Annotated in this window: 18 protein-coding genes; 13 read left to right on the forward strand and 5 right to left on the reverse strand. The window is 71.4% G+C overall.

What is annotated here, in order from left to right; genetic code table 11:
* Window positions 1-3: 3 nt before the first annotated feature.
* Entirely contained in the window at window positions 4-918 is a 915-nt protein-coding gene (locus AB0P41_RS12485; protein WP_356707122.1) for a diiron oxygenase, read from the reverse strand.
* Window positions 919-1,381: 463 nt separating this feature from the next.
* Between AB0P41_RS12485 and AB0P41_RS12490 the strand changes: the two genes are divergently transcribed.
* The 3 genes from AB0P41_RS12490 to AB0P41_RS12500 are packed head-to-tail and all read left to right on the forward strand — an operon-like array spanning window position 1,382 to window position 4,577.
* Complete coding sequence (locus tag AB0P41_RS12490; RefSeq protein WP_365931714.1) at window positions 1,382-2,722, forward strand: extracellular solute-binding protein; 1,341 nt, start codon at window positions 1,382-1,384, stop codon at window positions 2,720-2,722.
* Complete coding sequence (locus tag AB0P41_RS12495; RefSeq protein ID WP_356707120.1) at window positions 2,719-3,681, forward strand: sugar ABC transporter permease; 963 nt, start codon at window positions 2,719-2,721, stop codon at window positions 3,679-3,681. Before AB0P41_RS12490 ends, AB0P41_RS12495 begins: the two co-directional genes overlap by 4 nt.
* A complete protein-coding gene (locus AB0P41_RS12500) occupies window positions 3,678-4,577 on the forward strand; it encodes a carbohydrate ABC transporter permease (RefSeq protein ID WP_356707119.1) in 900 nt (299 codons plus the stop codon). The genes AB0P41_RS12495 and AB0P41_RS12500 overlap by 4 nt, the downstream gene beginning before the upstream one ends.
* Window positions 4,578-4,622: 45 nt before the next feature.
* On the opposite strand, the gene AB0P41_RS12505 is transcribed toward AB0P41_RS12500, so the two are convergent.
* Complete coding sequence (locus tag AB0P41_RS12505) at window positions 4,623-5,510, reverse strand: UbiA family prenyltransferase (protein WP_365931717.1); 888 nt, start codon at window positions 5,508-5,510, stop codon at window positions 4,623-4,625.
* A gap of 119 nt (window positions 5,511-5,629) precedes the next feature.
* Between AB0P41_RS12505 and AB0P41_RS12510 the strand changes: the two genes are divergently transcribed.
* From AB0P41_RS12510 to AB0P41_RS12525, 4 genes are all read left to right on the forward strand, one after another.
* Complete coding sequence (locus AB0P41_RS12510; protein WP_365931719.1) at window positions 5,630-6,688, forward strand: 3-oxoacyl-[acyl-carrier-protein] synthase III C-terminal domain-containing protein; 1,059 nt, start codon at window positions 5,630-5,632, stop codon at window positions 6,686-6,688.
* A gap of 13 nt (window positions 6,689-6,701) precedes the next feature.
* Window positions 6,702-7,229: an isoprenylcysteine carboxyl methyltransferase family protein gene (locus AB0P41_RS12515; RefSeq protein WP_365931722.1), complete on the forward strand. Its 528-nt coding sequence runs from the start codon at window positions 6,702-6,704 to the stop codon at window positions 7,227-7,229.
* Window positions 7,226-8,239 (forward strand): FAD-dependent monooxygenase, encoded by a 1,014-nt coding sequence (locus AB0P41_RS12520; protein WP_365931723.1) that lies wholly within the window; start codon window positions 7,226-7,228, stop codon window positions 8,237-8,239. The genes AB0P41_RS12515 and AB0P41_RS12520 overlap by 4 nt, the downstream gene beginning before the upstream one ends.
* An 82-nt stretch (window positions 8,240-8,321) precedes the next feature.
* Window positions 8,322-11,024, forward strand: coding sequence for a SpoIIE family protein phosphatase (locus AB0P41_RS12525; protein WP_365931724.1), 2,703 nt, complete (start codon window positions 8,322-8,324; stop codon window positions 11,022-11,024).
* 15 nt (window positions 11,025-11,039) lie between these two features.
* Here AB0P41_RS12525 and AB0P41_RS12530 read toward each other — a convergent pair whose 3' ends face one another.
* The 3 genes from AB0P41_RS12530 to AB0P41_RS12540 all read right to left on the reverse strand — a co-directional run bounded on the left by AB0P41_RS12530 (window position 11,040) and on the right by AB0P41_RS12540 (window position 14,343).
* Window positions 11,040-11,669, reverse strand: a complete 630-nt coding sequence (locus tag AB0P41_RS12530) for a class I SAM-dependent methyltransferase (protein ID WP_356707114.1) — start codon at window positions 11,667-11,669, stop codon at window positions 11,040-11,042.
* A gap of 25 nt (window positions 11,670-11,694) precedes the next feature.
* Complete coding sequence (locus AB0P41_RS12535; protein ID WP_365931726.1) at window positions 11,695-12,480, reverse strand: SAM-dependent methyltransferase; 786 nt, start codon at window positions 12,478-12,480, stop codon at window positions 11,695-11,697.
* A 147-nt stretch (window positions 12,481-12,627) separates the two neighbouring features.
* A complete protein-coding gene (locus AB0P41_RS12540) occupies window positions 12,628-14,343 on the reverse strand; it encodes a lysyl oxidase family protein (protein ID WP_365931727.1) in 1,716 nt (571 codons plus the stop codon).
* A gap of 445 nt (window positions 14,344-14,788) precedes the next feature.
* Here AB0P41_RS12540 and AB0P41_RS12545 point away from each other — a divergent pair, with 445 nt between their 5' ends.
* From AB0P41_RS12545 to AB0P41_RS12570, 6 genes are all read left to right on the forward strand, one after another.
* On the forward strand, window positions 14,789-15,550 hold the full coding sequence (locus tag AB0P41_RS12545; protein ID WP_356707111.1) for a DeoR/GlpR family DNA-binding transcription regulator: 762 nt from the start codon (window positions 14,789-14,791) through the stop codon (window positions 15,548-15,550).
* Between the two features lie 192 nt (window positions 15,551-15,742).
* Window positions 15,743-17,101, forward strand: a complete 1,359-nt coding sequence (locus AB0P41_RS12550) for a sugar ABC transporter substrate-binding protein (RefSeq protein ID WP_356707110.1) — start codon at window positions 15,743-15,745, stop codon at window positions 17,099-17,101.
* The gene (locus AB0P41_RS12555; RefSeq protein ID WP_356707109.1) at window positions 17,098-18,063 is read left to right on the forward strand and encodes a sugar ABC transporter permease; all 966 of its coding nucleotides are present in this window, start codon (window positions 17,098-17,100) and stop codon (window positions 18,061-18,063) included. Before AB0P41_RS12550 ends, AB0P41_RS12555 begins: the two co-directional genes overlap by 4 nt.
* Window positions 18,060-18,938 (forward strand): carbohydrate ABC transporter permease, encoded by an 879-nt coding sequence (locus tag AB0P41_RS12560; RefSeq protein WP_356707108.1) that lies wholly within the window; start codon window positions 18,060-18,062, stop codon window positions 18,936-18,938. The genes AB0P41_RS12555 and AB0P41_RS12560 overlap by 4 nt, the downstream gene beginning before the upstream one ends.
* Window positions 18,938-19,927 (forward strand): zinc-dependent alcohol dehydrogenase family protein, encoded by a 990-nt coding sequence (locus AB0P41_RS12565; RefSeq protein WP_365931730.1) that lies wholly within the window; start codon window positions 18,938-18,940, stop codon window positions 19,925-19,927. Before AB0P41_RS12560 ends, AB0P41_RS12565 begins: the two co-directional genes overlap by 1 nt.
* Window positions 19,924-20,838 carry a PfkB family carbohydrate kinase gene (locus tag AB0P41_RS12570; protein WP_365931732.1) on the forward strand — a complete coding sequence of 305 codons (915 nt, stop codon included), beginning with the start codon at window positions 19,924-19,926 and terminating at the stop codon, window positions 20,836-20,838. The genes AB0P41_RS12565 and AB0P41_RS12570 overlap by 4 nt, the downstream gene beginning before the upstream one ends.
* Window positions 20,839-21,070 lie beyond the last annotated feature (232 nt).

Genomic DNA, 21,070 nt, shown 5'->3' on the forward strand with positions numbered 1-21,070 from the left:
CGCTCAGATCAGATGGGCACGCTTATAGAACGCCAGGGCGGGCTTGGTGAGCAGCCGGGCCGAAGCCAGGAACTCCATGAGGCCCGAACAGCTCGATCGCATCATCGACTTGTGGTGCTCGTTGGCCTTCGCCTCGCCGAGGGCGCGCCTGCCGTCGAGCCCGGCGTTGGCGTATACGTCCTTGTTCACCATGCTGGTGACGATCACGTACGACGCGATGGCGATGACAAGTGCGTTGATCCGCCGTCGCACCGGGCCCGCGCCGCTGAGGTGCTTGCGGGTCTCCGCGCGGGCGAACTTCATGTGCCGGGACTCCTCGACGACATGGATGTTGTTGATGGTGCGGACGAAGGGCACGACCCGCTCGTCACGCATCCAGTCGCGCTGCATGACGTCGAGGACCTCCTCGGCGACGAGGATCGCGGCGTACGCCGCCTCACCGAACGCGAGGGTCTTGAACGCCCGCCCGAGCTCCACCGCGAGCCGGTGCGGCCGGTAGGGCGGGGCGCCCAGCTTCTGCGCACCGCGGGCGAACATGATCGAGTGCCGGCACTCCTCGGCTATCTCGGTCAGCGCCCACTGCACGTCCGCGCTCGTCGGGTCCTTGGCGTAGACGTCCCGCAGGACCATCTGCTGGAGGATCATCTCGAACCAGATGCCGGTGCTGGCCACCGAGGCGGCCTCCTGGCGCGTCAGTTCCTTGCGCTGGTCCTCGGTCAGCTCGCTCCAGTACGCGGTGCCGTACAGCGTGCTCCACTCCGGGCTCGCGCCGTGGAAGTCCTTGTCCAGCGGTGTCTCCCAGTCGACCTCCGTGGCGGGGTCGTACGCCAGCGTGGCCGCCGATTCGAGCAGGCGTCGGGTGAGGTGGTCCTCGGGCGGCCGGTCCTCGGCATCCGGCCGGACGGTGCTGCTTGCCATGGTGCGGCTCCTCGGTTCGTCAGTGATGTTCCTTGGTGCTGTCACATGTGCGATGCGGTGACGGACCGTCATATGTCGGACCGCCGACCGGAGACGGCGGCAGCCGGGGGCAAGGGACCGGCGTCGGCCCCGGCCGGACGGCCTTCCGTCCTCCTTGTTAGACGGAAGGTATAGCAAGGCGGCCGGGTGGGCCTACCCCCCAGTAAGAAATGTGTGCGCATCCCCGCGACATCTCCTCGTGTACACCTGCGCACAGGCGTTCCCGGCAGCCGGTCCGACGGCTGGGGGAGAGGAAATCGTTCGTGATGTCGAACATCGTTCGCAATTTCAGCGCGAGTCATTGACGCGCCGTTTTCCCGGGCCTACGGTCCCGTCCGAAGTAGCGGTCACACGTCGAAATATCGAACGTGGAGCCTCCCTTCACACGTCCCCGCACCTCAGAGACGAGCCGAGACGAGCCGCCATGCAACCACCCCTCCTCAGCCGGCGCCGAGCCCTCGCGGGCGGTGCCGGCGCCCTGGCCGCCGCCGGAGCCCTGGGCTCCCTGTCCGGCTGCGCCGCACCGGCGACCGCCGCGGGTCCGGGACAGACCCTGCTGCGGTACTGGCACCTGTTCGGCGGCGGCGACGGCGTCAACATGCAGGGAATGCTGGACGACTTCCGGTCCGGTCACCCGGAGATCGCCCTGGAGGCCTCGACCCTGCAGTGGGGCGCCCCGTACTACACCAAGCTCGGCATGGCCGGTGCGGGAGGACGGGCCCCCGAGCTCGCCGCCCTGCACCTCGCCCGGCTGGCGGGCTTCGCCCCCGGCCGGCTCCTCGACCCGTTCGACCTCGGCCTGCTGGCCGAACACGGCATACGGGAGGAGGACTTCCCGCCGGACATCTGGCGCCGGGGCCAGGTGGGCGGCAAGCAGTACGCCGTCCCGCTCGACACCCACCCCTTCGTCCTCTACTACCAGACCGAGATCTGCGAGAAGGCCGGACTCATGTCGGGCGGCCGGCTCAAGCCGATCAGCGGCGCCGACGACTTCGCCGACGCACTGCGCGCCGCGAAGAAGACGACCGGCCAGGCGGGCCTGGTGACCGAGACGCTCGGCCCCGACTGCATCACGCCCTGGCGCCTCTTCTCCAGCTTCTACGCGCAGACCGGCGGCACGGTGCTCTCCGCGGACGGCAAGCGCCTCGCGCTCGACGACGCCAAGGCGCTGCGGGTGCTGGAGTACCTGGCCCGGCTCGTCGAGGAGGGGCTCATGGTGCGCCGCGTCGACTACGCGGGGTCCGTCGGCGTCTTCAGCGGCGGGAAGACCGCCTTCCACCTCAACGGCGAATGGGAGATCACCACCTTCAAGAACACCGGGCTCCCGTTCTCCATGACCCGCGTCCCCGCCCTCTTCGGGACCGCGGCCACGCAGGCCGACTGCCACGCCTTCGTCCTGCCGCACCAGGCGGACCGCGGGGGAGCCCCGAACGAGGCGGCCCACACGCTCGTCGCCTGGATGCTGAAGCACTCCGTGGCCTGGGCCGAGGGCGGCCACGTGCCCGCCTATCTGCCGGTGCTCGACGATCCGGCCTACCTCGCCCTGAAGCCGCAGTCCGAGTACCGCACCGTGATCGACGACGTGGCGCTGGACGAACCCGCGTGGTTCGCCGGCTCCGCCTCCCGGCTGTGGATCGAGCTCGGAGCCGTGTTCTCCGGGGTCCTCACCGGCTCCAGGAGCCCGCGCAACGCCCTGACCGAGGCCAAGGCCCGGCTGCGGACACTCCTCGACACCCGAAACCCCCTCCCGGGAGCCGCGTCATGACCTCCACCACCGCCGCGGCGCCGGCACCCGTGGCGAAGCCCGCCGAGGGCGCGGCCGGCCGCCCGGCCCGCGCCGTGCGGAGGAAGTGGACCGAACACGGCCTGGTGTTCGTCGCGCCCTTCCTTCTCGTGTACACGGGCTTCCTGATCTGGCCGCTGATATCCGGCCTGCACATGAGCCTCACCAGCGAGAACATCACCGGAACGGGAGGCGAGTTCGTCGGCCTCGACAACTACGCCGAGGCCGTGCGAGACCCCGAGGTGTGGTCCTCGCTCTGGAACACTGTCTGGTTCACGGTCCTGTCCACCGTCCCCCTCGTCGTCGTCGGCCTCGTGCTCGCCCTGCTCGCCCACCAGTTGCGGGTCGTCCAGTGGCTGTGGCGGCTCAGCTGGTTCGCGCCGTTCCTGCTGCCGTCCGGGGTCGTCTGCCTGCTCTTCCTGAACATGATCCTGCCGTCGGACTTCGGCCTCGCCGACCAGATGCTCGCCGCCGTCGGGCTGACGCCGGAGATCGGATGGCTGACCGACGAGCGGTACGCCATGCTCAGCATCGTGGCGACCACCGTCTGGTGGACCGTCGGCTTCAACTTCCTGCTGTACCTCGCCGCCCTCCAGGCCATCCCGGCGCACCTCTACGAGGCCGCCGAACTGGACGGCGCCGGCGCGGGGAAGAGGCTCCTGCACATCACCCTGCCGATGCTCAGCCGCACCACCGGGCTGGTCGTGGTCCTCCAGGTACTGGCCTCGCTGAAGATCTTCGACCAGGTCTACATCATGACCGGCGGCGGCCCCGACGACTCCACCCGCCCGATCCTCCAGTACGTCTACCAGCAGGGCTTCACCGGCTACCGCATCGGCTACGCCTCCGCCGTCTCGTACATCTTCTTCGCCCTGATCCTGACCGTCTCCCTGGTGCAGCCGCTGCTGTCCCGGCGCCGAGCTGAGGAGGCCGCGAAGTGAGCGGTTCCACCACCGTCACCACCCGCACCGCCTCACGCAGGGCGCGGTCCGCCGACGCCGGGGGCCGCCGCCCGCGCTGGACGCCCGGCAGGATCGTCCTCCTCGTCATCGCCCTGCTCCTCACCGCCGCCTGGCTCCTGCCGCTCGCCTGGGCCGTCGCCACCTCCCTGAAGCCGGAGGGCGACACGACGAAGACACCGCTCTCCTGGATCGGTTCGCGCGTCACCTTCGACGCGTACACCAAGGTCTGGGAATCCGGCGACCTGATGGTCTGGCTCATGAACTCGGCGTACATCTCCGTGATGACCACGCTGCTGACCGTCGTGACGTGCGCGATGGCCGCCTACGGGTTCACCCGCACCGACTTCCGCGGCCGGCGGCTGCTCTACGGGCTGGTGCTGGCCGGCATCATGGTGCCCCCGCAGGTGCTCATCGCGCCCCTGTTCCGCGAGATGGTCCAGCTCGGCCTCGTCGACACGTACTGGGGTGTGATCCTGCCCCAGGTCGCCGTGCCCGCCATGGTGTTCATCCTGGTGAAGTTCTTCGAGGGCGTACCCCGGGAACTGGAGGAGGCCGCCTTCTGCGACGGCGCCGGCCGCTGGCGGGTGTTCTGGACGATCGTCATCCCGCTGTCCCGGCCCGTGCTGGCGGCCGTGGCGATCTTCACCTTCATCTCCACCTGGAACAACTTCCTCTGGCCGTTCCTCGTGACCACCGACCCGGGCGGCATGACCCTGCCCGTCGGCCTCGTCAACGTCCAGTCGTCCTTCGGGGTCCGGTACGCCCAGATCATGGCCTCCCTCGTGATCGCCGGGATGCCGCTCCTGATCGTCTTCGCCTTCTTCCAGCGGCAGATCGTGCGCGGTATCGCGCACACCGGTCTCGCCGGCCAGTGACGCGCCTCGCGGCCCGTACGGACGGCTTCCCGTCCGTACGGGCCGTCAGGCGAGTTCCGTGCCCCGCGCGAGCAGCAGCGCCACATCCGCCGCGGCCACCGCCACCGTCCCCGCGAGCGCGGCCTTGCGCCACGCCCCGGCCGGCCGAGGACCCGCGTAGGCCGTCGTCGCCGCCACGGCGCAGAGAGCCACACCGGAGAGGACGGCGACACCCCGCCCGCCCGGTGCCCCCGCGGGACCCAGGACCAGCACCGCGGTGGCCGCCACCAGCGGGAGGGGCAGCAGCAACCGCGTGCGGACCGGGCCCAGCCGCTGGGGCAGACCGCGGATCCCGGCCCGCAGATCCTCCTCGATGTCCGGCAGTACGTCGCCCAGATGGGCCGCGACACCGAGCAGCGCACCCGCCGTCACCGCCCACCACGCGGGCCAGGGGCTCCCCGGCAGGCTCAGGGTGACCAGACACGGAAGGGCGCCGAAGCCGGTCGCGTACGGCAGCCAGGACATCACCGTCCCCTTGAGCCTCAGGTTGTACGCCCACGCCGCGGCGACCCCCGTCAGATGTGCGGCCCCGGCCGCTCCGCCGCACGCGAACGACAGCACCGCGCACAGGAACAGCGAGGTGAACGCCGCACCCCACACGGTTCTCCGGCTCACCGCGCCCCGGGCCACCGGCTTGCCCGGCCGCGCGGCCTCGGCGTCGCGCAGGGCGTCGAACGCGTCGTTGCACCACCCCACGGAGAGCTGCCCGGTCAGCACGGCGGCGGTGACCAGCAACCGACGACCGCTCCCCGGCCCCGAGCTGACGGCCAGCGCGGTGACGAGCACGGTCACCGCTGCCACCGGACCCGGATGGCAGGACAGCGCGAGCCCCCACCACGGGCCGGACAGCCGGAGGGAGGGCGCGTACGCCGGGGTCCTGTCCGTGGTGTCCACGGGGCGATCGTAAGGACACCGGGACGTACGGACACGGCAGCCGCGCGCCGCATGTGCTCCGATTTGCCCCGTTCTGTGGGCAGTATGTGCGGCATGACCCTTCCGAAGCGGTGGCCGGGGTGACCCGGATCGCGGCCGTGCACGGAGTCCTGCCGCCGCACCGCCACACCCAGGGCGACGTCACCGACATGGTGGCGCGCACCTGCCTGCCCGCGGGCGCCGACCGCCGGGTGCTGGACCGGATCCACGCCAACGCGGGCGTGCGCACCCGGAACACGGTGCTGCCCCTGGAGCGCTACGGCCGACTGGACGGCTTCGGGCCCGCCAACGACGTGTTCATCGCGGCGGCCGTCGACCTCGGGGCCGAAGCCGTCCGAGGCGCGCTGCGCAAGGCCGGACTGCGCCCCGCCGACGTGGACCTGCTGCTGTTCACCTCGGTCACCGGGATCGCCGCCCCCTCCGTCGACGCACGGCTCGTCGGACGGATCGGCCTTCGCCCCGACGTGAAGCGGCTGCCCGTCTTCGGGCTGGGCTGCGTCGCCGGAGCCGCCGGGGTGGCGCGGCTGCACGACTACCTGCACGGCCGGCCGGGCCAGGTGGCCGTGCTGCTCTCGGTCGAGCTCTGCTCCCTCACCTTCCAGCGGGACGACGCGAGCCCCGCCAACCTGGTGGCCACGGCGCTGTTCGGCGACGGCGCCGCGGCGGCGGTCCTCGTCGGCGACGGTCACCGGACGCCGGCGCACGGCCCCGAGGTGGTGGACACCCGAAGCCGCCTGTATCCGGACACCGGCCACGTCATGGGCTGGGACATCCGCGGTTCCGGCTTCAGGGTGGTTCTCGACCCTGCCGTCCCCGACGTCGTACGCCGCTATCTCGCCGAGGACGTCAGCGGCTTCCTGGAGGAGCACGGGCTGAAACCGAAGGACGTCGCCCGCTGGGTCTGCCACCCCGGCGGCCCGAAGGTCCTGGACGCCGTCGCCGACGTCCTGTCCCTCCCCGACGGCGCCCTCGACGTCACCTGGCGTTCGCTGGCCGAGGTCGGCAACCTGTCCTCGTCCTCGGTCCTGCACGTGCTGCGGGACACGATGGAACAGCGCCGGCCCGAGCCCGGAACACCCGGTCTGCTGATGGCCATGGGCCCCGGCTTCTGCTGCGAACTGGTGCTGCTGCGCTGGTAACGGGGAGGAACACATGATCTGGTACACGGCCCTCGTGCTGGCCGTCGCCGCCGAACGCCTGGCCGAACTCGCGGTGGCGCTGCGCAACGCCCGCTGGAGCCTGGCGCAGGGCGGCACCGAAGCCGGGCGTGGACACTACCCGGTGATGGTGGCCCTGCACACCGGGCTCCTCGCCGCCTGTCTCGCCGAGACATGGCTGGCCGGCCGCCCGTTCGTGCCCTGGGCCGGCTGGGCCATGGTCGCGGTCGTGGTCCTGGCGCAGGGACTGCGCTGGTGGTGCGTCCACACCCTGGGACGCCGCTGGAACACCCGGGTGATCGTCGTCCCCGGCCTGCCCCTGGTGACCGGCGGCCCCTACCGGTGGCTGCGCCATCCGAACTACGTGGCGGTCGCCGCCGAGGGGGCCGCCCTGCCGCTCGTCCACGGCGCCTGGGTGACCGCCGTCCTGTTCACCGTGCTGAACGCGGCGCTCATGACCGTACGCATCCGGTGCGAGGACGGCGCGCTGGCCCGCCTCGTCGGAGCGGACGCGCGCGCGTGATCGACATCCTGGTGGCGGGCGGCGGGCCGGCCGGCCTCGCGGCGGCGATCCGGGCCGCCTCGGCCGGCCTGGAGGCCGTCGTGGTCGAGCCCCGCCCCCTGCCCGTGGACAAGGCGTGCGGCGAGGGCATCATGCCCAGTGGAGTGGCGGCCCTGCGCGCCCTGGGCGTCACGCCGGACGGCTGCGAACTCCGGGGGATCAGGTACGTCGAAGGCCCCCGGCAGGCCGAGGCCGCCTTCCGGGGCGGCCCCGGGCTCGGCGTCCGGCGCACCGAACTCCACACCGCGCTGCTCCGGCGCGCCCAGGACCTCGGTGTACGTGTCGTCGCCGGCCGGGTGACGGAGGTACGCCAGGGCCCCGACAGCGTCACGGCGGCGGGGCTGACCGCCCGCTGGCTGATCGCCGCCGACGGCCTGCACTCACCACTGCGCCGTGCGCTCGGCCTGGAACGCCCCTGCGGCACGCCCCGCAGATACGGACTGCGCCGGCACTACCGGACCGCCCCCTGGACGGACCTCGTGGAGGTCCACTGGTCGCGTCACGGCGAGGCCTATGTGACCCCGGTGGGGGAGGAGCTGGTGGGCGTCGCCGTGCTGAGCCGCCACCGGGGCTCCCACGAGCAGCACCTCTCCGCCTTCCCCGCCCTGGCCCGCAGGCTCGCCGGACGGGAGGCGGGCCCCGTACGCGGCGCCGGCCCGCTGCGCCGGAGCGCGAGCGCACCGAGGGCCGGCCGGGTCCTGCTGGCCGGCGACGCGGCGGGTTACGTCGACGCGCTCACCGGAGAGGGGATCGCCCTGGCCGCGGCGACGGCCTCGGCGGCCGTCGACTGCCTCGCCGCGGGCCGCCCCGAGGCGTACCCCGCGCAGTGGGCACGGCTGACCCGTCGGCACCGCCTGCTCACCGGGGCGCTGCTGGGTGCCGCAGCACACCCCTGGACCGCCGGGCTCATCGTGCCCGCCGCCCACCGGATGCCCGTACTCTTCGCCGCCGCGGTGCGCGCCCTGCAGTAACCGCCACCCGTGCCGTCCCATCCACCCGCCCGCGCGTACGGCGGGGCGGCGAGGACGCGGGAAGCCGTGTACAAAGGGGGACATGGCCGGACGCTACGGCCGCCCGCGTTCGTTTCTCCGGATGAGAAGCCTCGCTGGTCAGGTCTTTCTCCTGCAGGTGGCGATCGTGGTGCTGCTCGTCGCTGCATCCGTGGCCGCGCTGGTGCTGCAGTCGCGGGCCGACAGCGAACGGGAAGCCCGTAATCGCTCGGTCGCCGTGGCCGAGACGTTCGCGAACGCTCCCGGCGTGGACGCGGCTCTGCGGAGCCCCGATCCCACCGCCGCGCTCCAGCCCGAGGCCGAGGCGGCGCGCAAGGGCTCCGGCGTCGACTTCATCGTCGTCATGAACCTCGACGCCATCCGCTACACCCACCCGCTGCCCGACAGGATCGGCAAGAAGTTCGTCGGCACCGTGGGACCCGCCCTGGAAGGCGGTGTCGTCACCGAGAAGGTCGACGGGACCATCGGACCGCTCGTCCAGGCCGTCGTGCCCGTGAAGGGCGCGGACGGCGAAGTGCTGGGCCTGGTGTCCGCGGGCATCACCATCAAGAACGTCAGCGGTGCCGCCGAGGGCCAGTTCCCCCTGCTCTTCGGCTCGGCCGCGGGAATCCTGCTGCTCACCATGGGGGGCACCGCACTCGTCACCAGACGCCTGAAACGCCAGACCCACGGACTCGGCCCGACCGAGATGACCCAGATGTACGAGCACCACGACGCCGTTCTGCACGCCGTGCGGGAAGGCGTGCTCATCGTCGGCGGCGACGGGCGGCTGCTGCTGGCCAACGACGAGGCACGGAGGCTCCTGCACCTGCCCCCGGACATCGAGGGCACGCCCGTCGCGGAGCTCGGGCTCGACCCGGTCACCACCGGACTGCTGACCTCCGGACGCAGCGCGACCGACGAGGTGTACGCCGTGGGCGACCGCGTCCTGGCCATCAGCCAGCGGGCCACGGACACACACGGCGGCCCGCCCGGGAGCGTGACGACCCTCCGCGACACCACCGAGCTGCAGGCGCTCACGGGCAGCGCGGCCATGGCGCGCGGCAGACTGAAGCTCCTCTACGACGCGGGCACGGAGATCGGCACCGCCTTGGACGTCGTACGCACGTGCGAGGAGCTGACGGAGTTCGCCACGGCGCGGTTCGCCGACTACGCCACCGTCGATCTGGCCGAGGGTGTGCTGCGCGGCGAGGAACCCACGACCGCCCGGGCCACCACCGACGGCCTGCGCCGCTCGGCCTTCAGCGGCCCACGCGACGACACGGGGCTCCACCCGCTGGGCTCGGTGATCCGCTTCCTCGAGACCACGGACCTCGGCGCCGGCCTGCTCAGGGGCGAGGCCGTGCTCGACACCGATCTGGCGCGGCGCGCCGGCTGGCAGCAGCAGAACCAGGAACGCGCCGAGCGCATCCTGGAGAGCGGGTTCCACTCGATGATGGCCGTCCCGATGCGGGCCAGAGGCGTGCTTCTCGGCGCGGCCCTGTTCTGGCGTGCCCGGAGCCCCGAGCCGTTCGAGGACGAGGACCTGTCCGTCGCTGAGGAGCTCGTCGCCCGCGCCGCCGTGAGCATCGACAACGCGCGCCGCTACTCCCGTGAGCACAACGTGGCGGTCACCCTGCAGCGCAGCCTGCTGCCGCAGGGACTCCCCGACCAGAGCGCCATCGACGCCGCCTACCGGTACCTCCCCGCCCAGGCGGGGCTCGGCGGACTGGGCGGTGTCGGCGGCGACTGGTTCGACATCATCCCGCTGCCGGGCGCCCGGGTCGCCCTCGTGGTCGGGGACGTGGTCGGGCACGGACTCCACGCGGCCGCCACCATGGGGCGCCTGCGCACGGCGGTCCACAACTTCTCCACCCTGGACCTGCCCCCCGACGAACTGCTGTGGCACCTGGACGAGCTCGTCACCCGCATCGACCAGGACGAGTCGGCCGAGGGCTCGGAGGGAGGCGACGTCACCGGGGCCACCTGCCTCTACGCGATCTACGACCCGGCGTCCGGACGCTGCACCATGGCCCGCGCGGGCCATCTCCAGCCCGTGATCGTCAGCCCCGAGGGCGAGGCCGTGTTCGCGGACGTCCCCGGCGGCCCTCCCCTGGGACTCGGCGGCATGCCCTTCGAGACCCTCGACCTGGAGCTGGCGGAGAACAGCCGTCTCGTGCTCTACACGGACGGGCTCGTCGAGGACCGGCACCGCGACATCGACGAAGGGCTGGAGATGCTGCGCGAGAGCCTGGCCGGACACCCCGACCGGACACCGGAGGAGACCTGCCAGGCCGTCCTCCGTGCCCTGGTGCCCGCCAAGGCACGCGACGACATCGCACTGCTCGTCGGGCGCACCCGCTGTCTCGCCCCCGAGAACGTGGCCGTATGGGATGTGCCCTCGGAACCCTCCGCGGTCGCACGGGTGCGCTCCGAGGTCTCCCGCAAGCTGAACGAGTGGAATCTGTTCGAGGAGGCGTTCACGACCGAGCTGATCCTCAGCGAACTGGTCACCAATGCCATCCGTTACGCCAACGGCCCGATCGGCGTACGGCTGATCCGTGACAGGACGCTGATCTGCGAGGTGTCCGACCGCAGCAGCACCTCGCCCCATCTGCGCCAGGCGGCCGGCATGGACGAGGGCGGCAGGGGCCTGTTCCTCGTCGCCCAGCTCGCCGAACGCTGGGGCACCCGCTACACCGACGACGGCGGCAAGGTCATCTGGACGGAACAGCTGCTCCAGCCGGACATCGACGGACCGGGGTGACGGAACACCGGCGGATCACCGACGGCAGTCCAGGAACAGATGGGGTTCGGGGACCGCCCCGGGGCGGTCCGGAGTGAACACCGATCCGGCCTCGTGCACGACGGTCAGCCCGGCATCGGCCGCGAGCGCCCTGAGCGCGTCGGGCCCGAAGCTGGTCACCCGTACCTCCTGGCCCATGAAGACGGTGCTCACGCCCTCCACGTCCAGCGGCACGGTCGCCAGGACCAGATGACCGCCCGGCCTGAGCGCCTGTGCCAGACGGCGCACGAGGGCGCGCTGCTCCGCGCGCGTCATCTGCAGCAGCGAGAAGTAGACACAGACGGCGTCGAAGCTCTCCTTCTCCAGGGGCAGTTCACGGATGTCCGCCCGGCGGAACGACGCCCCGGGAACCCGGCGGGACGCCAGGTCCACCATGACCGGCGAGACATCGACGCCCAGCACCTCGTGCCCGGCGGCCGCCAGGGTGTGGGCGGTCGGCCGGCCCGTACCGCTGCCCACGTCCAGAATCCTGCTGTGCGGCGCCAGCCGCCCCAGCAGCCGGTCCAGCGAGTCGTGGTGGGCGGCCGAGCCGGCGAAGGCCGTCTCGTAGTCGGCCCCGATGGCGTCGAACGCCTCGGCCGCCGTGTGCTGATGGCTCTCGGCCATGGACACGTCCCCTTCCGGACCGTGACTACGGGATACGGGCGACCGCGACGTAGACGCCGCTGAACTCCTGCTCGGGGGCCGGTGTGCCGCGGAACCACTCGGGAGCCGTCACCAGACCCGGCTCGACGATGTCCAGGCCCTCGAAGAAGCCGGCGAACTCCGCGCGGGTGCGCAGAGCGAGCCGGATGCCCCCCTTGCCGTACTCGGCCGCACCCTGTTCACCGCGCTCGGGATTCACGTCCGAGGCGCCCTGCGACAGCACCACGTAACTGCCCGGCGCCAGTGCGGAAGCCAGTGTGCGAACGATGGCCCGCGGGTTCTGGTCGTCCGGGAGGAAGTGGAGAAGACCCAGGAGCGAGAGGGCGACGGGACGTTCGAAGTCCAGGACCTTGCGGGCAGCCTCGATGATCGTGCCCGGTTCGAGGACGTCCGCGTGGACGTAGTCCGTGACCCCTTCCGGGCTGCTGATCAGGAGCGCCTCCGCGTGGCGCAGGACGATCGGGTCGTTGTCGCAGTAGACGACCCGGGACCGCGGATCGATCTCCTGGGCGATCTGGTGCAGGTTCGGCGCGGTCGGGATCCCCGTGCCGATGTCGAGGAACTGGCCGATCCCCTCGCCGGCCAGCCAGGCCGTCGCGCGGTTCATGAAGGCACGGTTCTGGAACGCCCCGGCCTTCGCCTCGGCCGGCAGGTGCCGCGCCACCGCCTGGTCCACCGGGTAGTTGTCCTTGCCGCCGAGCAGCGAGTCGTACACGCGAGCCGAGTGGGGCCTGCTGGTGTCGATCGGGGGCCGGGGTGTCCCAGTCGTCATGACGCGCTCCGTCGCAGATGAGGTGAACCGCTCCGCCTGCGAAGTCTGCCACAGCAACTCACAAAGGGGCGGCAGCCGTTGGGCTCCCGTGCCTGACGGGGGCGGCCCCCGGGATCATGTCCCGGGGGCCGCGCGGCAGACCGGGTCTCAGGGGGCGTCGACCAGGTCGTGCTTGGGCACGGTCACCGTGCGGGCACCGGGCTTGCCGCCCAGGACCACCTTCCGCAGGGCGCTGTTGTTGCCGAGGTCGGTCTCCTTGAGCCGGTTCTCCGGGTTGGCCAGCACCTGGATGTAGTACGTGCCGTTCGCCAGGCCGGTGATGTCGAAGGACTGGCCCGGAAGGTCCTGGGTGTACGTGTCACCGGAACCCACGTCGAGCACCTCCCGTACGGAGATGGAGTTCTCCTGGCCGCAGGCCGTGGACAGATCGGTGTTGTCCGGGTGCCAGTTGGCGTTCTTCACCGTGTAGTCGACCGCGTCGGTGTTGGCCAGGCAGAAGGCCTCCTTGCCGCTGCGAACGGTCTCCTTCTTGTCCGCCTTCAGCAGCCGGTAGCTCGCGAAGTCGGTGAAGTGCCAGTGCTCATGACCCGGGCGCGGGTCCCACTCCATGGTGCCGGTCGGGGTGTAGCCGACCTGCTTGCCCGAGGCGTCGTAGAAGTACTGGTAGGCGTCCATCAGTTCGTTGCCCGGCTTGCGGAAGCCGTCCACGACGAGCTGCGCGGGGCCCGCGTTCCACACGTTGGCGCTGAAGGCCAGATAGTCCTTGCCCGGCGCGTCCGCCTCGCCCTGCCCGATGGTGATGCCGTAGGCGGGCAGGGAGCGCAGGTCGGGCTTGGGGACGTCCGGAACGGCCGCCCTGCCCGTCGGACGCTGCGCGTTCGGCCGCACCGCGGGTGCCTGCCGGGAGCCGTCCGTGAGCCCGGGCCCGTCGCCCTGCGCCGACCGGAGGCCCTGGCGTTTGGCGGCCCACGGCACGGCGGCGGGCGCCGGCGGGTGGGGGCCGTGACCCACGTTGTACGAGGGGCCCGCGCCGGTGGTCGCGGACGCCGGGGCGGGAGTGCGCGCGGCGGTGTGCCCGGCGTGGCCCGAGTGCGCGGCCCCGTGGGCCGCGTGCTCCGACGCGGAACGGGCGCCCGCGGCACCTGCGGGGCTCTCCTCCTCCCAACTGCGCTCGCGCACGGTCACCTTGACGGTCTGCGGCTTGTCGGCGATCTTGAACAGATCGCGGTAGCGCTTGGTGACGGCCACCTCCGCGGTGTACGTCCCGGCGGGCAGGGCGACCGGCGCCGCGTAGTAGCCCGCGTACGTGTTGGACGCCCAGCCCTTCTCGACGCCCCACACCGATCCGAGCGTGAAGGGGTTCGTCGGACAGCTCTCGGGATACTTCGACGTGGCCGGGGCCTCGGGCAGGATGCGGCCCGACGCGTTGTTCGGGCAGAAGGACTCCGTGCGGTTCACGACGGCCTTGCCCGCGGCGTCCCGGACCGTGATCCGGACGAAGCCCGGCAGCCCCGAGAAGTCCTTCACCAGGCCCTTGGGCAGGGCCCTGGTCCGGGTCTTGCTCCCCTCGTGGACGATCTGGGTGGCGACGACCGGGTCCTTGTAGCTCTTGCGGGTCACCCGCAGCTCCAGCGGGGAGCCGGAAGCGGTGAGATACGTCCCGAGGTCGAGGTAGACGCCCGGGTCCTCCTTCCACGAGTCGAGCGTCACCGACTTCGAGGCGGCGACCAGGCCGAGCTGGGGGACAGCGGCCGCCTGCTTGCTGTCGGGCGCCGCGGCGACGACGCCGGCGGTCACGGTGATCGCCGCGGCCGCGGCGACAGCCGGACGCCACAGGCGGTTGCGGGGGGTTCTGCTGCTCATCGTTCTCCGATGTCCGGATGCCCCGTCGGGGCGGTGGAGTCGCTTTGCCCATGAGAGAGGGCGCACCCGGCCGGAGGTTGTCCGCGGACTCCCGAGGCCCGGAAAGTTGGCTGAAATCGTGTCGTGAGGTGTGCAACCAGACATTTCTCTGCTGTTCTCGGCACGATCACCGGAGGGCTGTGCTAGGGCCCCCAGGGGCGCCTGTGTGACCGCTGACGGGCACGAAACGGGCGCGCCGACAGGCGAAGCAGGCGTCGCGCGGGCGTCCCGTCACCGCCGTAGCGTGGGTCACCAGCATGGGGACCCATGAGGAAACGGGCATGAACGGGCAGAGGCCGTGGCGCGAAGAAGCTGGTCGTACAGCCGTTTCTGCTTGTACAAACAATGCGTGGGCCCGAACGGACGCCGGGCCCACGGCTGATCCGCACTAGCGCAGGGATGTGTCGTGGGCACCGAGGAACGCCGCCGGGGAATTCTCGAGACGGCCCGACAGGACGGTTCGGTCGACGTGAACCGGCTGGCCGAACGGTTCGAGGTGGCCAAGGAGACCATCAGGCGCGATCTGCACACCCTGGAGGAACACGGGCTCGTCCGGCGCACGCACGGCGGTGCGTACCCGGTCGAGAGCGCCGGGTTCGAAACCACCCTGGCGATGCGCACCACGCACCACGTACCGCAGAAGTCACGGATCGCGACGGCCGCCGCCGAGCTGCTCGGTGACGCCGAGACGGTCTTCGTCGACGAGGGCTTCACCCCGCAGCTCATCGCCGAAGCGCTTCCCCGTGACCGGCCTCTGACGGTGGTCACGGCGTCCCTGGCCGTCGCCACGGTCCTGGCGGACTCGGAGAAGACCGCCGTGCTCCTCCTCGGCGGCCGGGTGCGCGGCAGCACCATGGCGACCGTCGACCACTGGGCGACCCGTATGCTCGCCGACTTCGTCATCGACCTCGCCTACGTCGGTGCGAACGGCATCTCCCGCCAGTACGGGCTGACCACCCCGGACCCGGCGGTCGGCGAGGTCAAGGCGCAGGCCATGCGCAGCGCCCGCCGCCGCGTCTTCGCCGGCGTCCACTCGAAGTTCGGAGCGGTGAGCTTCTGCCGCTTCGCCGGTGTCGGTGACTTCGAGGCCGTCGTCACCGACACCGGTCTGCCCTCGGCGGAAGCCCAGCGCTACTCCCTGCTCGGCCCGAACGTCATCCGCGTCTGACACGACGGCGGGACCGCCCCGCCGTCCCGGCCCCCCGTCCCCGTACCCGTCCCACGTCCCCCGCTCCCGCCCTCGCGTACTCGTCCTCTCCGAGCAGAACCCGCAGGGCAGCCCCGCCATGCCCGGAACGTCAGGAGAGCCGGAGCCCACGGGCACCGATCCGCGAGCCGCTACGACCGATCAGGAGAATCTATGCCCCACCAGCAACGACGCCGTGGGACCCGCGTGCGTGCGGTCGCGGGCACGGCAGTGATGGCCTTCCTCGCCGCCGGGTGCGCCGGAGCAGGCGGCACGGCGTTCGGAGGGGGTGACGCACTGAACGTACTGATGGTGAACAACCCCCAGATGCTGGAGCTGCAGAAGCTTACCGCCGAGCACTTCACCGAGGAGACCGGCATCAAGGTCCACTTCACGGTGCTCCCGGAGAACGACGTCCGCGACAAGATCAGTCAGGACTTCTCCAACCAGGCGGGCCAGTACGACGTCGGCACCATCAGCAACTTCGAAGTGCCCTTCTTCGCGAAGAACGAATGGCTGCACCCCCTCGACACCTACGCCGCCGAGGACACCGCCTTCGACCAGGACGACATCCTCGAACCCCTGCGGGAGTCACTCACCGCCGAGGGCAAGCTCTACGCCGAACCCTTCTACGGCGAGTCGTCGTTCCTCATGTACCGCAAGGACGTCTTCGACGCGAAGGGGCTGACGATGCCCGCGCACCCCACCTGGACCGAGGTGGCGGAGCTCGCGGCGCGGGCGGACGGCGCCGAGCCCGGCATGAAGGGGATCTGCCTGCGCGGACTGCCCGGCTGGGGCGAGCTGATCGCCCCGCTCACCACCGTCGTCAACACCATGGGCGGCACCTGGTTCACCGAGGACTGGAAACCCCGGCTCACCTCGCCCGAGTTCAAGAAGGCCACCGAGTTCTACGTCGATCTCGTGCGCAAGCACGGCGAACGCGGCGCCTCCCAGTCCGGATACGCCGAGTGCCTCAACAACATGACGCAGGGCAAGACCGCCATGTGGTACGACGCCACGGCAGGCGCCGGTTCGCTGGAGGCGGCCGGCTCCCCGGTCAAGGGGAAGATCGGCTACGTACCCGCGCCCGTCGAGGAGACCAAGAGCTCCGGGTGGCTCTACACCTGGGCCTGGGGCATCCAGAAGGCGTCGAAGAAGGCGGACGACGCGTGGAAGTTCGTCTCCTGGGCTTCCAGCAAGGAGTACGAGTCGCTCGTCGGTGAGACCAGCGGCTGGTCCAACGCCCCGGCCGGCAAACGCGCCTCCACCTACGAGAATCCCGAATACCGCGAGGCGGCAGGCGCCTTCGCGGACGTCACCGAGCAGGCCATCTCCGGGGCGGACCCGAAGAACCCGGGCACCCAGCCGCGCCCCGTGCCGGGGATCCAGTTCGTCGGCATCCCCGAGTTCACCGATCTCGGGACCAGGGTCGCGCAGGAGATCAGCGCGGCCATCGCCGGCCGGCAGTCCGTCGACAAGGCGCTGGCCGCTTCCCAGAAGCTGGCCGAACAGGTCGCCAAGGAGTACCGATGACCACAGCAGTCGGCACGACACCTCAGTCACCACCCCGGCCACCCGCGGCCCCGGCGCCCAAGGCGAACCGGGCCAAGGCGTGGGCCACCAGGGCTCCGCTGCTCCCCGCACTGGTCTTCCTGATCGTCGTCACCCAGCTGCCGTTCGTGGCGACCCTGGTGATCTCCCTCTTCGACTGGAACTCCCTCAGCCCCGACAAACGCGCCTTCAACGGGCTCGGCAACTACGCGTCCGTCTTCACCGACGCAGCGCTCCGCGACTCCGTCGTCACGACGATCCTGCTGACCGTCGGCGTCGTCCTCGCCACCGTCGTCATCGGACTGGCCCTCGCCCTGCTCCTGGACCGCACGTTCTTCGGCAGGGGCATGGTCCGCACCCTGCTCATCACGCCGTTCCTGATCGTGCCCGTCTCCGCCGCGCTCCTGTGGAAGCACGCGCTGTACAACCCGGAGTACGGCCTCCTCAACGGCGCGCTCAGCTGGGTGGGCGACCTCTTCGGCGACACGAGCCCGAGCCAGCCCGACTGGATCGCGGAGATGCCGCTCCTCGCCGTCATCGCGGCGCTGGTCTGGCAGTGGACGCCCTTCATGATGCTGATCCTGCTCGCCGGCCTCCAGAGCCGGCCCGCGGAGGTCGTCGAGGCCGCCCGCCTGGACGGTGCGAGCGCCTGGCAGACCTTCCGCTATCTGACGCTGCCGCATCTGCGCAGGTACCTCGAACTCGGTGTCCTGCTCGGGGCCGTCTACATCGTGCAGAACTTCGACGCGGTGTTCACGATCACCGCGGGCGGACTCGACACCGCCAACCTTCCCTACACGATCTACCAGACCTTCTACCAGGCCCACGAATACGGACTGGCGTCCGCCGCGGGAGTCGTGGTGGTGATCGGCACGATCATCATCGCCACCTTCGCGCTCCGGACCGTCTCGTCCCTCTTCAGTGAGGAGGCGAACCGCGCATGACCACCGCCACCGTCCCCGCGCCCGCTCCGTCCGCACAACGGATCCTGCGACGGGCCAGACGCCGCTCCGCCGCGCTGGGCCTGCTGGCCTGGGCGGCAGGGCTCGCCTTCTGCCTGCCCGCGCTGTGGATGCTGCTGACCTCGCTGCACGCGGAGTCCGACGCCGCCACCAACCCGCCCTCCGTCTTCGCGCCGCTCACCCTCGACGGCTACCGCGCCTTCTTCGGCGCCGACACCGGCGTCACCCCGTGGCCGCCCCTGCTCAACTCCCTGGGAGCCTCCTTCTTCTCCACGGTCCTGGTGCTCCTGCTGGCGCTCCCGGCGGCGTACGCCCTCTCCATCCGGCGCGTCCGGAAGTGGACGGACGTGATGTTCTTCTTCCTCTCCACGAAGATGCTGCCGGTCGTGGCGGGCCTCCTCCCCGTCTACCTGTTCGCCAAGAACGCCGGGATGCTGGACAACATCTGGCTCCTCGTCCTGCTCTACACCTCGATGAACCTGCCGATCGCGGTCTGGATGATGCAGTCCTTCCTCGCGGACGTGCCGGTGTCGGTCATCGAGGCCGCCCAGGTCGACGGAGCGAGGCTGCCGACCGTCCTGGCCCGGGTCGTCGCGCCGATGGCCGCACCCGGGATCGCGGCCACCGCGCTGATCTGCTTCATCTTCAGCTGGAACGAACTGCTCTTCGCACGGGTGCTCACCGGCGTCGTCGCCCAGACGGCACCCGTCTTCCTCACCGGATTCGTCACCAGCCAGGGCCTCTTCCTGGCCCAGCTGTGCGCCGCGTCCGTCGTCGTGTCCCTGCCGGTGCTCGCGGCCGGCTACGCCGCCCAGGACAAACTCGTCCAGGGCCTGTCTCTCGGAGCAGTGAAATAATGCGGGCAGCCATCGTCGAAGCACCCGGGAAGATCTCCGTCTCCACCGTGCCCGACCCCACTCCCGGTCCCCGCGAGGTCGTCGTGTCCGTCGCCTCGTGCGGGCTGTGCGGCACCGATCTGCACATCCTGCAGGGCGAGTTCGCGCCCTCCCTGCCGCTCGTCCCCGGCCATGAGTTCGCCGGGGAGATCGTGAGCGTCGGCCGTGACGTCACGGAGCTGGCCGTCGGCGACCGCGTCGCCGTCGACCCCTCGCTGCACTGCCACGAGTGCCGCTACTGCCGCAGCGGGCGCGGCAACCTCTGCGAACGCTGGGCCGCCATCGGCGTCACCGTCTCCGGCGGCGCCGCCGAGTACGCCGTGGCCCCCGTCGCCAACTGCGTCCGGCTGCCCGACCACATCGACGTGAAGGACGCGGCCCTCATCGAACCGCTGTCCTGCGCCGTCCGGGGCTACGACGTGCTGAACAGCACCCTCGGTGCCGAGGTGCTGATCTACGGCTCCGGGACCATGGGCCTGATGATGCTGGAGCTCGCCAAGCGCACCGGTGCGGCCGGCGTGGACGTCCTGGACGTCAACCCGGACCGTCTCGCCACGGCCGGCCTCCTCGGCTGCTCCCGGTCGGCGGCCGGGGCCGACGAGCTCGAGCGGCCCGGCGGCTGGGACGTCGTCATCGACGCCACCGGCAACGCCGCCGCCATCCAGGACGGCCTCGGACGCGTCGCCAAGGGCGGGACCTTCCTCCAGTTCGGGGTCGCCGACTACGCGACGACGGCCGTCATCGAGCCGTACCGCATCTACAACCAGGAGATCACCATCACCGGCTCGATGGCCGTCCTGCACAGCTACGAACGCGCCGCCGCGCTCTTCGCCACCGGGGTCCTCGACCCTGCCGTCTTCATCAGCGACCGGCTGCCGCTCGACCAGTACCCGCAGGCCATCGACCGCTTCAAGGCGGGCATCGGCCGCAAGATCGTGGTCGAGCCGTGACGGGCGGCCCCGGCGCCGTCCTCGTACTCGGAGAGGCCCTCGTCGACCTCGTACCCATGGACGGGGACGGCAGCCTGCGGACCGCCCAGTTCGGTGGGGCCCCGGCCAACGTCGCCGTCGGGCTGGCCACGCTCGGCACCCCGGTGGCGTTCGCCGGAGGGCTGGGCGACGACGGCTTCGCCCGCATGATCGAGGAGCGGCTGCGGGCGGCCGGGGTGGATCTCACGCTCTGCGGACGCTCCGGCCTGCCCACGGCGCTGGCCGTCGCCGAGCCGGGTGCCGGAGGGACCGGCTACCACTTCCACCTCCAGGACACGGCGACGTTCCGGCTGCCTGACCTGTCCACGCGGGCCGCCGGATTCGGGGCCGTGTACGCGGGCGGGCTCGCGGCCGTCGTGGGGCCCGCGGCCTCTGCCGTACGGGCCACCGCCGAGGCCGCCGCCGCGCACTCCCTGCTCGTCGTGGACCCCAACGTCCGCCGCGACCGCACCCTGGGCGCGGACCACGGTTCGGCGGCGCTGCGCGAACTGTGCGCACTCGCGCACGTCGTGAAGGTCAGCGACGAGGACCTGGGGACGCTGTGGCCCGGAGCCGATCCGGAGGAGACCTGCCGGGAACTGGCGGCAGGAGGAAGGCTGGTGGTCCTCACCCGTGGCGCCCGGGGCAGTAGCGCCTACACGGCGGACGCACCGCCCGTCTCCGTCCCGGCCACACCGGTCGAGGTGGTGAACACGATCGGCGCCGGGGACGCCTTCACCGCGGGTCTGCTGAGCCGGATGGGAGCCCTGGGTTCCTTCACGGCGACGCCGTACCCGGAGGAGGTGAGGGACATGCTGTCGTTCGCCTCGGAGACCGCCGCCTCGGTGTGCGCACGGGCGGGCACGGAGCCCTCGGCCCCCGCCGGTATCTGACGGGCCCGCCGCCCGCGTGGACTCTCGCCGGGTACGGCCGCACACCGGAGTCCGGCGCGGCCCCGGAGAGGGGTCCCGCCTCCCGCCCGGCGGGACCCCTCCCGCCGCATCCCTCCGGTCAGGTGTCCGTCATACGGAACGTCCCCGTGCCGACTGCGCCCCTGGCACGCGGGTGAGGCATCCTCTGCTGGTCGGGCAGAACGGGCCCGTGGTGGTGAGTGGATCTCCGCCA

Source organism: Streptomyces sp. NPDC079167, assembly GCF_040686735.1.
GTDB lineage: Bacteria > Actinomycetota > Actinomycetes > Streptomycetales > Streptomycetaceae > Streptomyces.

Excerpts from the sequence above, each read along its gene's own strand:
- AB0P41_RS12560 (WP_356707108.1), top strand. The coding sequence starts at position 18,060 with ATGACCACCGCCACCGTCCCCGCGCCCGCTCCGTCCGCACAACGGATC.
- AB0P41_RS12515 (WP_365931722.1), top strand. The coding sequence starts at position 6,702 with ATGATCTGGTACACGGCCCTCGTGCTGGCCGTCGCCGCCGAACGCCTG.
- AB0P41_RS12525 (WP_365931724.1), top strand. The coding sequence starts at position 8,322 with ATGGCCGGACGCTACGGCCGCCCGCGTTCGTTTCTCCGGATGAGAAGC.
- AB0P41_RS12550 (WP_356707110.1), top strand. The coding sequence starts at position 15,743 with ATGCCCCACCAGCAACGACGCCGTGGGACCCGCGTGCGTGCGGTCGCG.
- AB0P41_RS12565 (WP_365931730.1), top strand. The coding sequence starts at position 18,938 with ATGCGGGCAGCCATCGTCGAAGCACCCGGGAAGATCTCCGTCTCCACC.
- AB0P41_RS12540 (WP_365931727.1), bottom strand. The coding sequence starts at position 14,343 with ATGAGCAGCAGAACCCCCCGCAACCGCCTGTGGCGTCCGGCTGTCGCC.
- AB0P41_RS12555 (WP_356707109.1), top strand. The coding sequence starts at position 17,098 with ATGACCACAGCAGTCGGCACGACACCTCAGTCACCACCCCGGCCACCC.
- AB0P41_RS12535 (WP_365931726.1), bottom strand. The coding sequence starts at position 12,480 with ATGACGACTGGGACACCCCGGCCCCCGATCGACACCAGCAGGCCCCAC.
- AB0P41_RS12490 (WP_365931714.1), top strand. The coding sequence starts at position 1,382 with ATGCAACCACCCCTCCTCAGCCGGCGCCGAGCCCTCGCGGGCGGTGCC.
- AB0P41_RS12485 (WP_356707122.1), bottom strand. The coding sequence starts at position 918 with ATGGCAAGCAGCACCGTCCGGCCGGATGCCGAGGACCGGCCGCCCGAG.
- AB0P41_RS12495 (WP_356707120.1), top strand. The coding sequence starts at position 2,719 with ATGACCTCCACCACCGCCGCGGCGCCGGCACCCGTGGCGAAGCCCGCC.
- AB0P41_RS12530 (WP_356707114.1), bottom strand. The coding sequence starts at position 11,669 with ATGGCCGAGAGCCATCAGCACACGGCGGCCGAGGCGTTCGACGCCATC.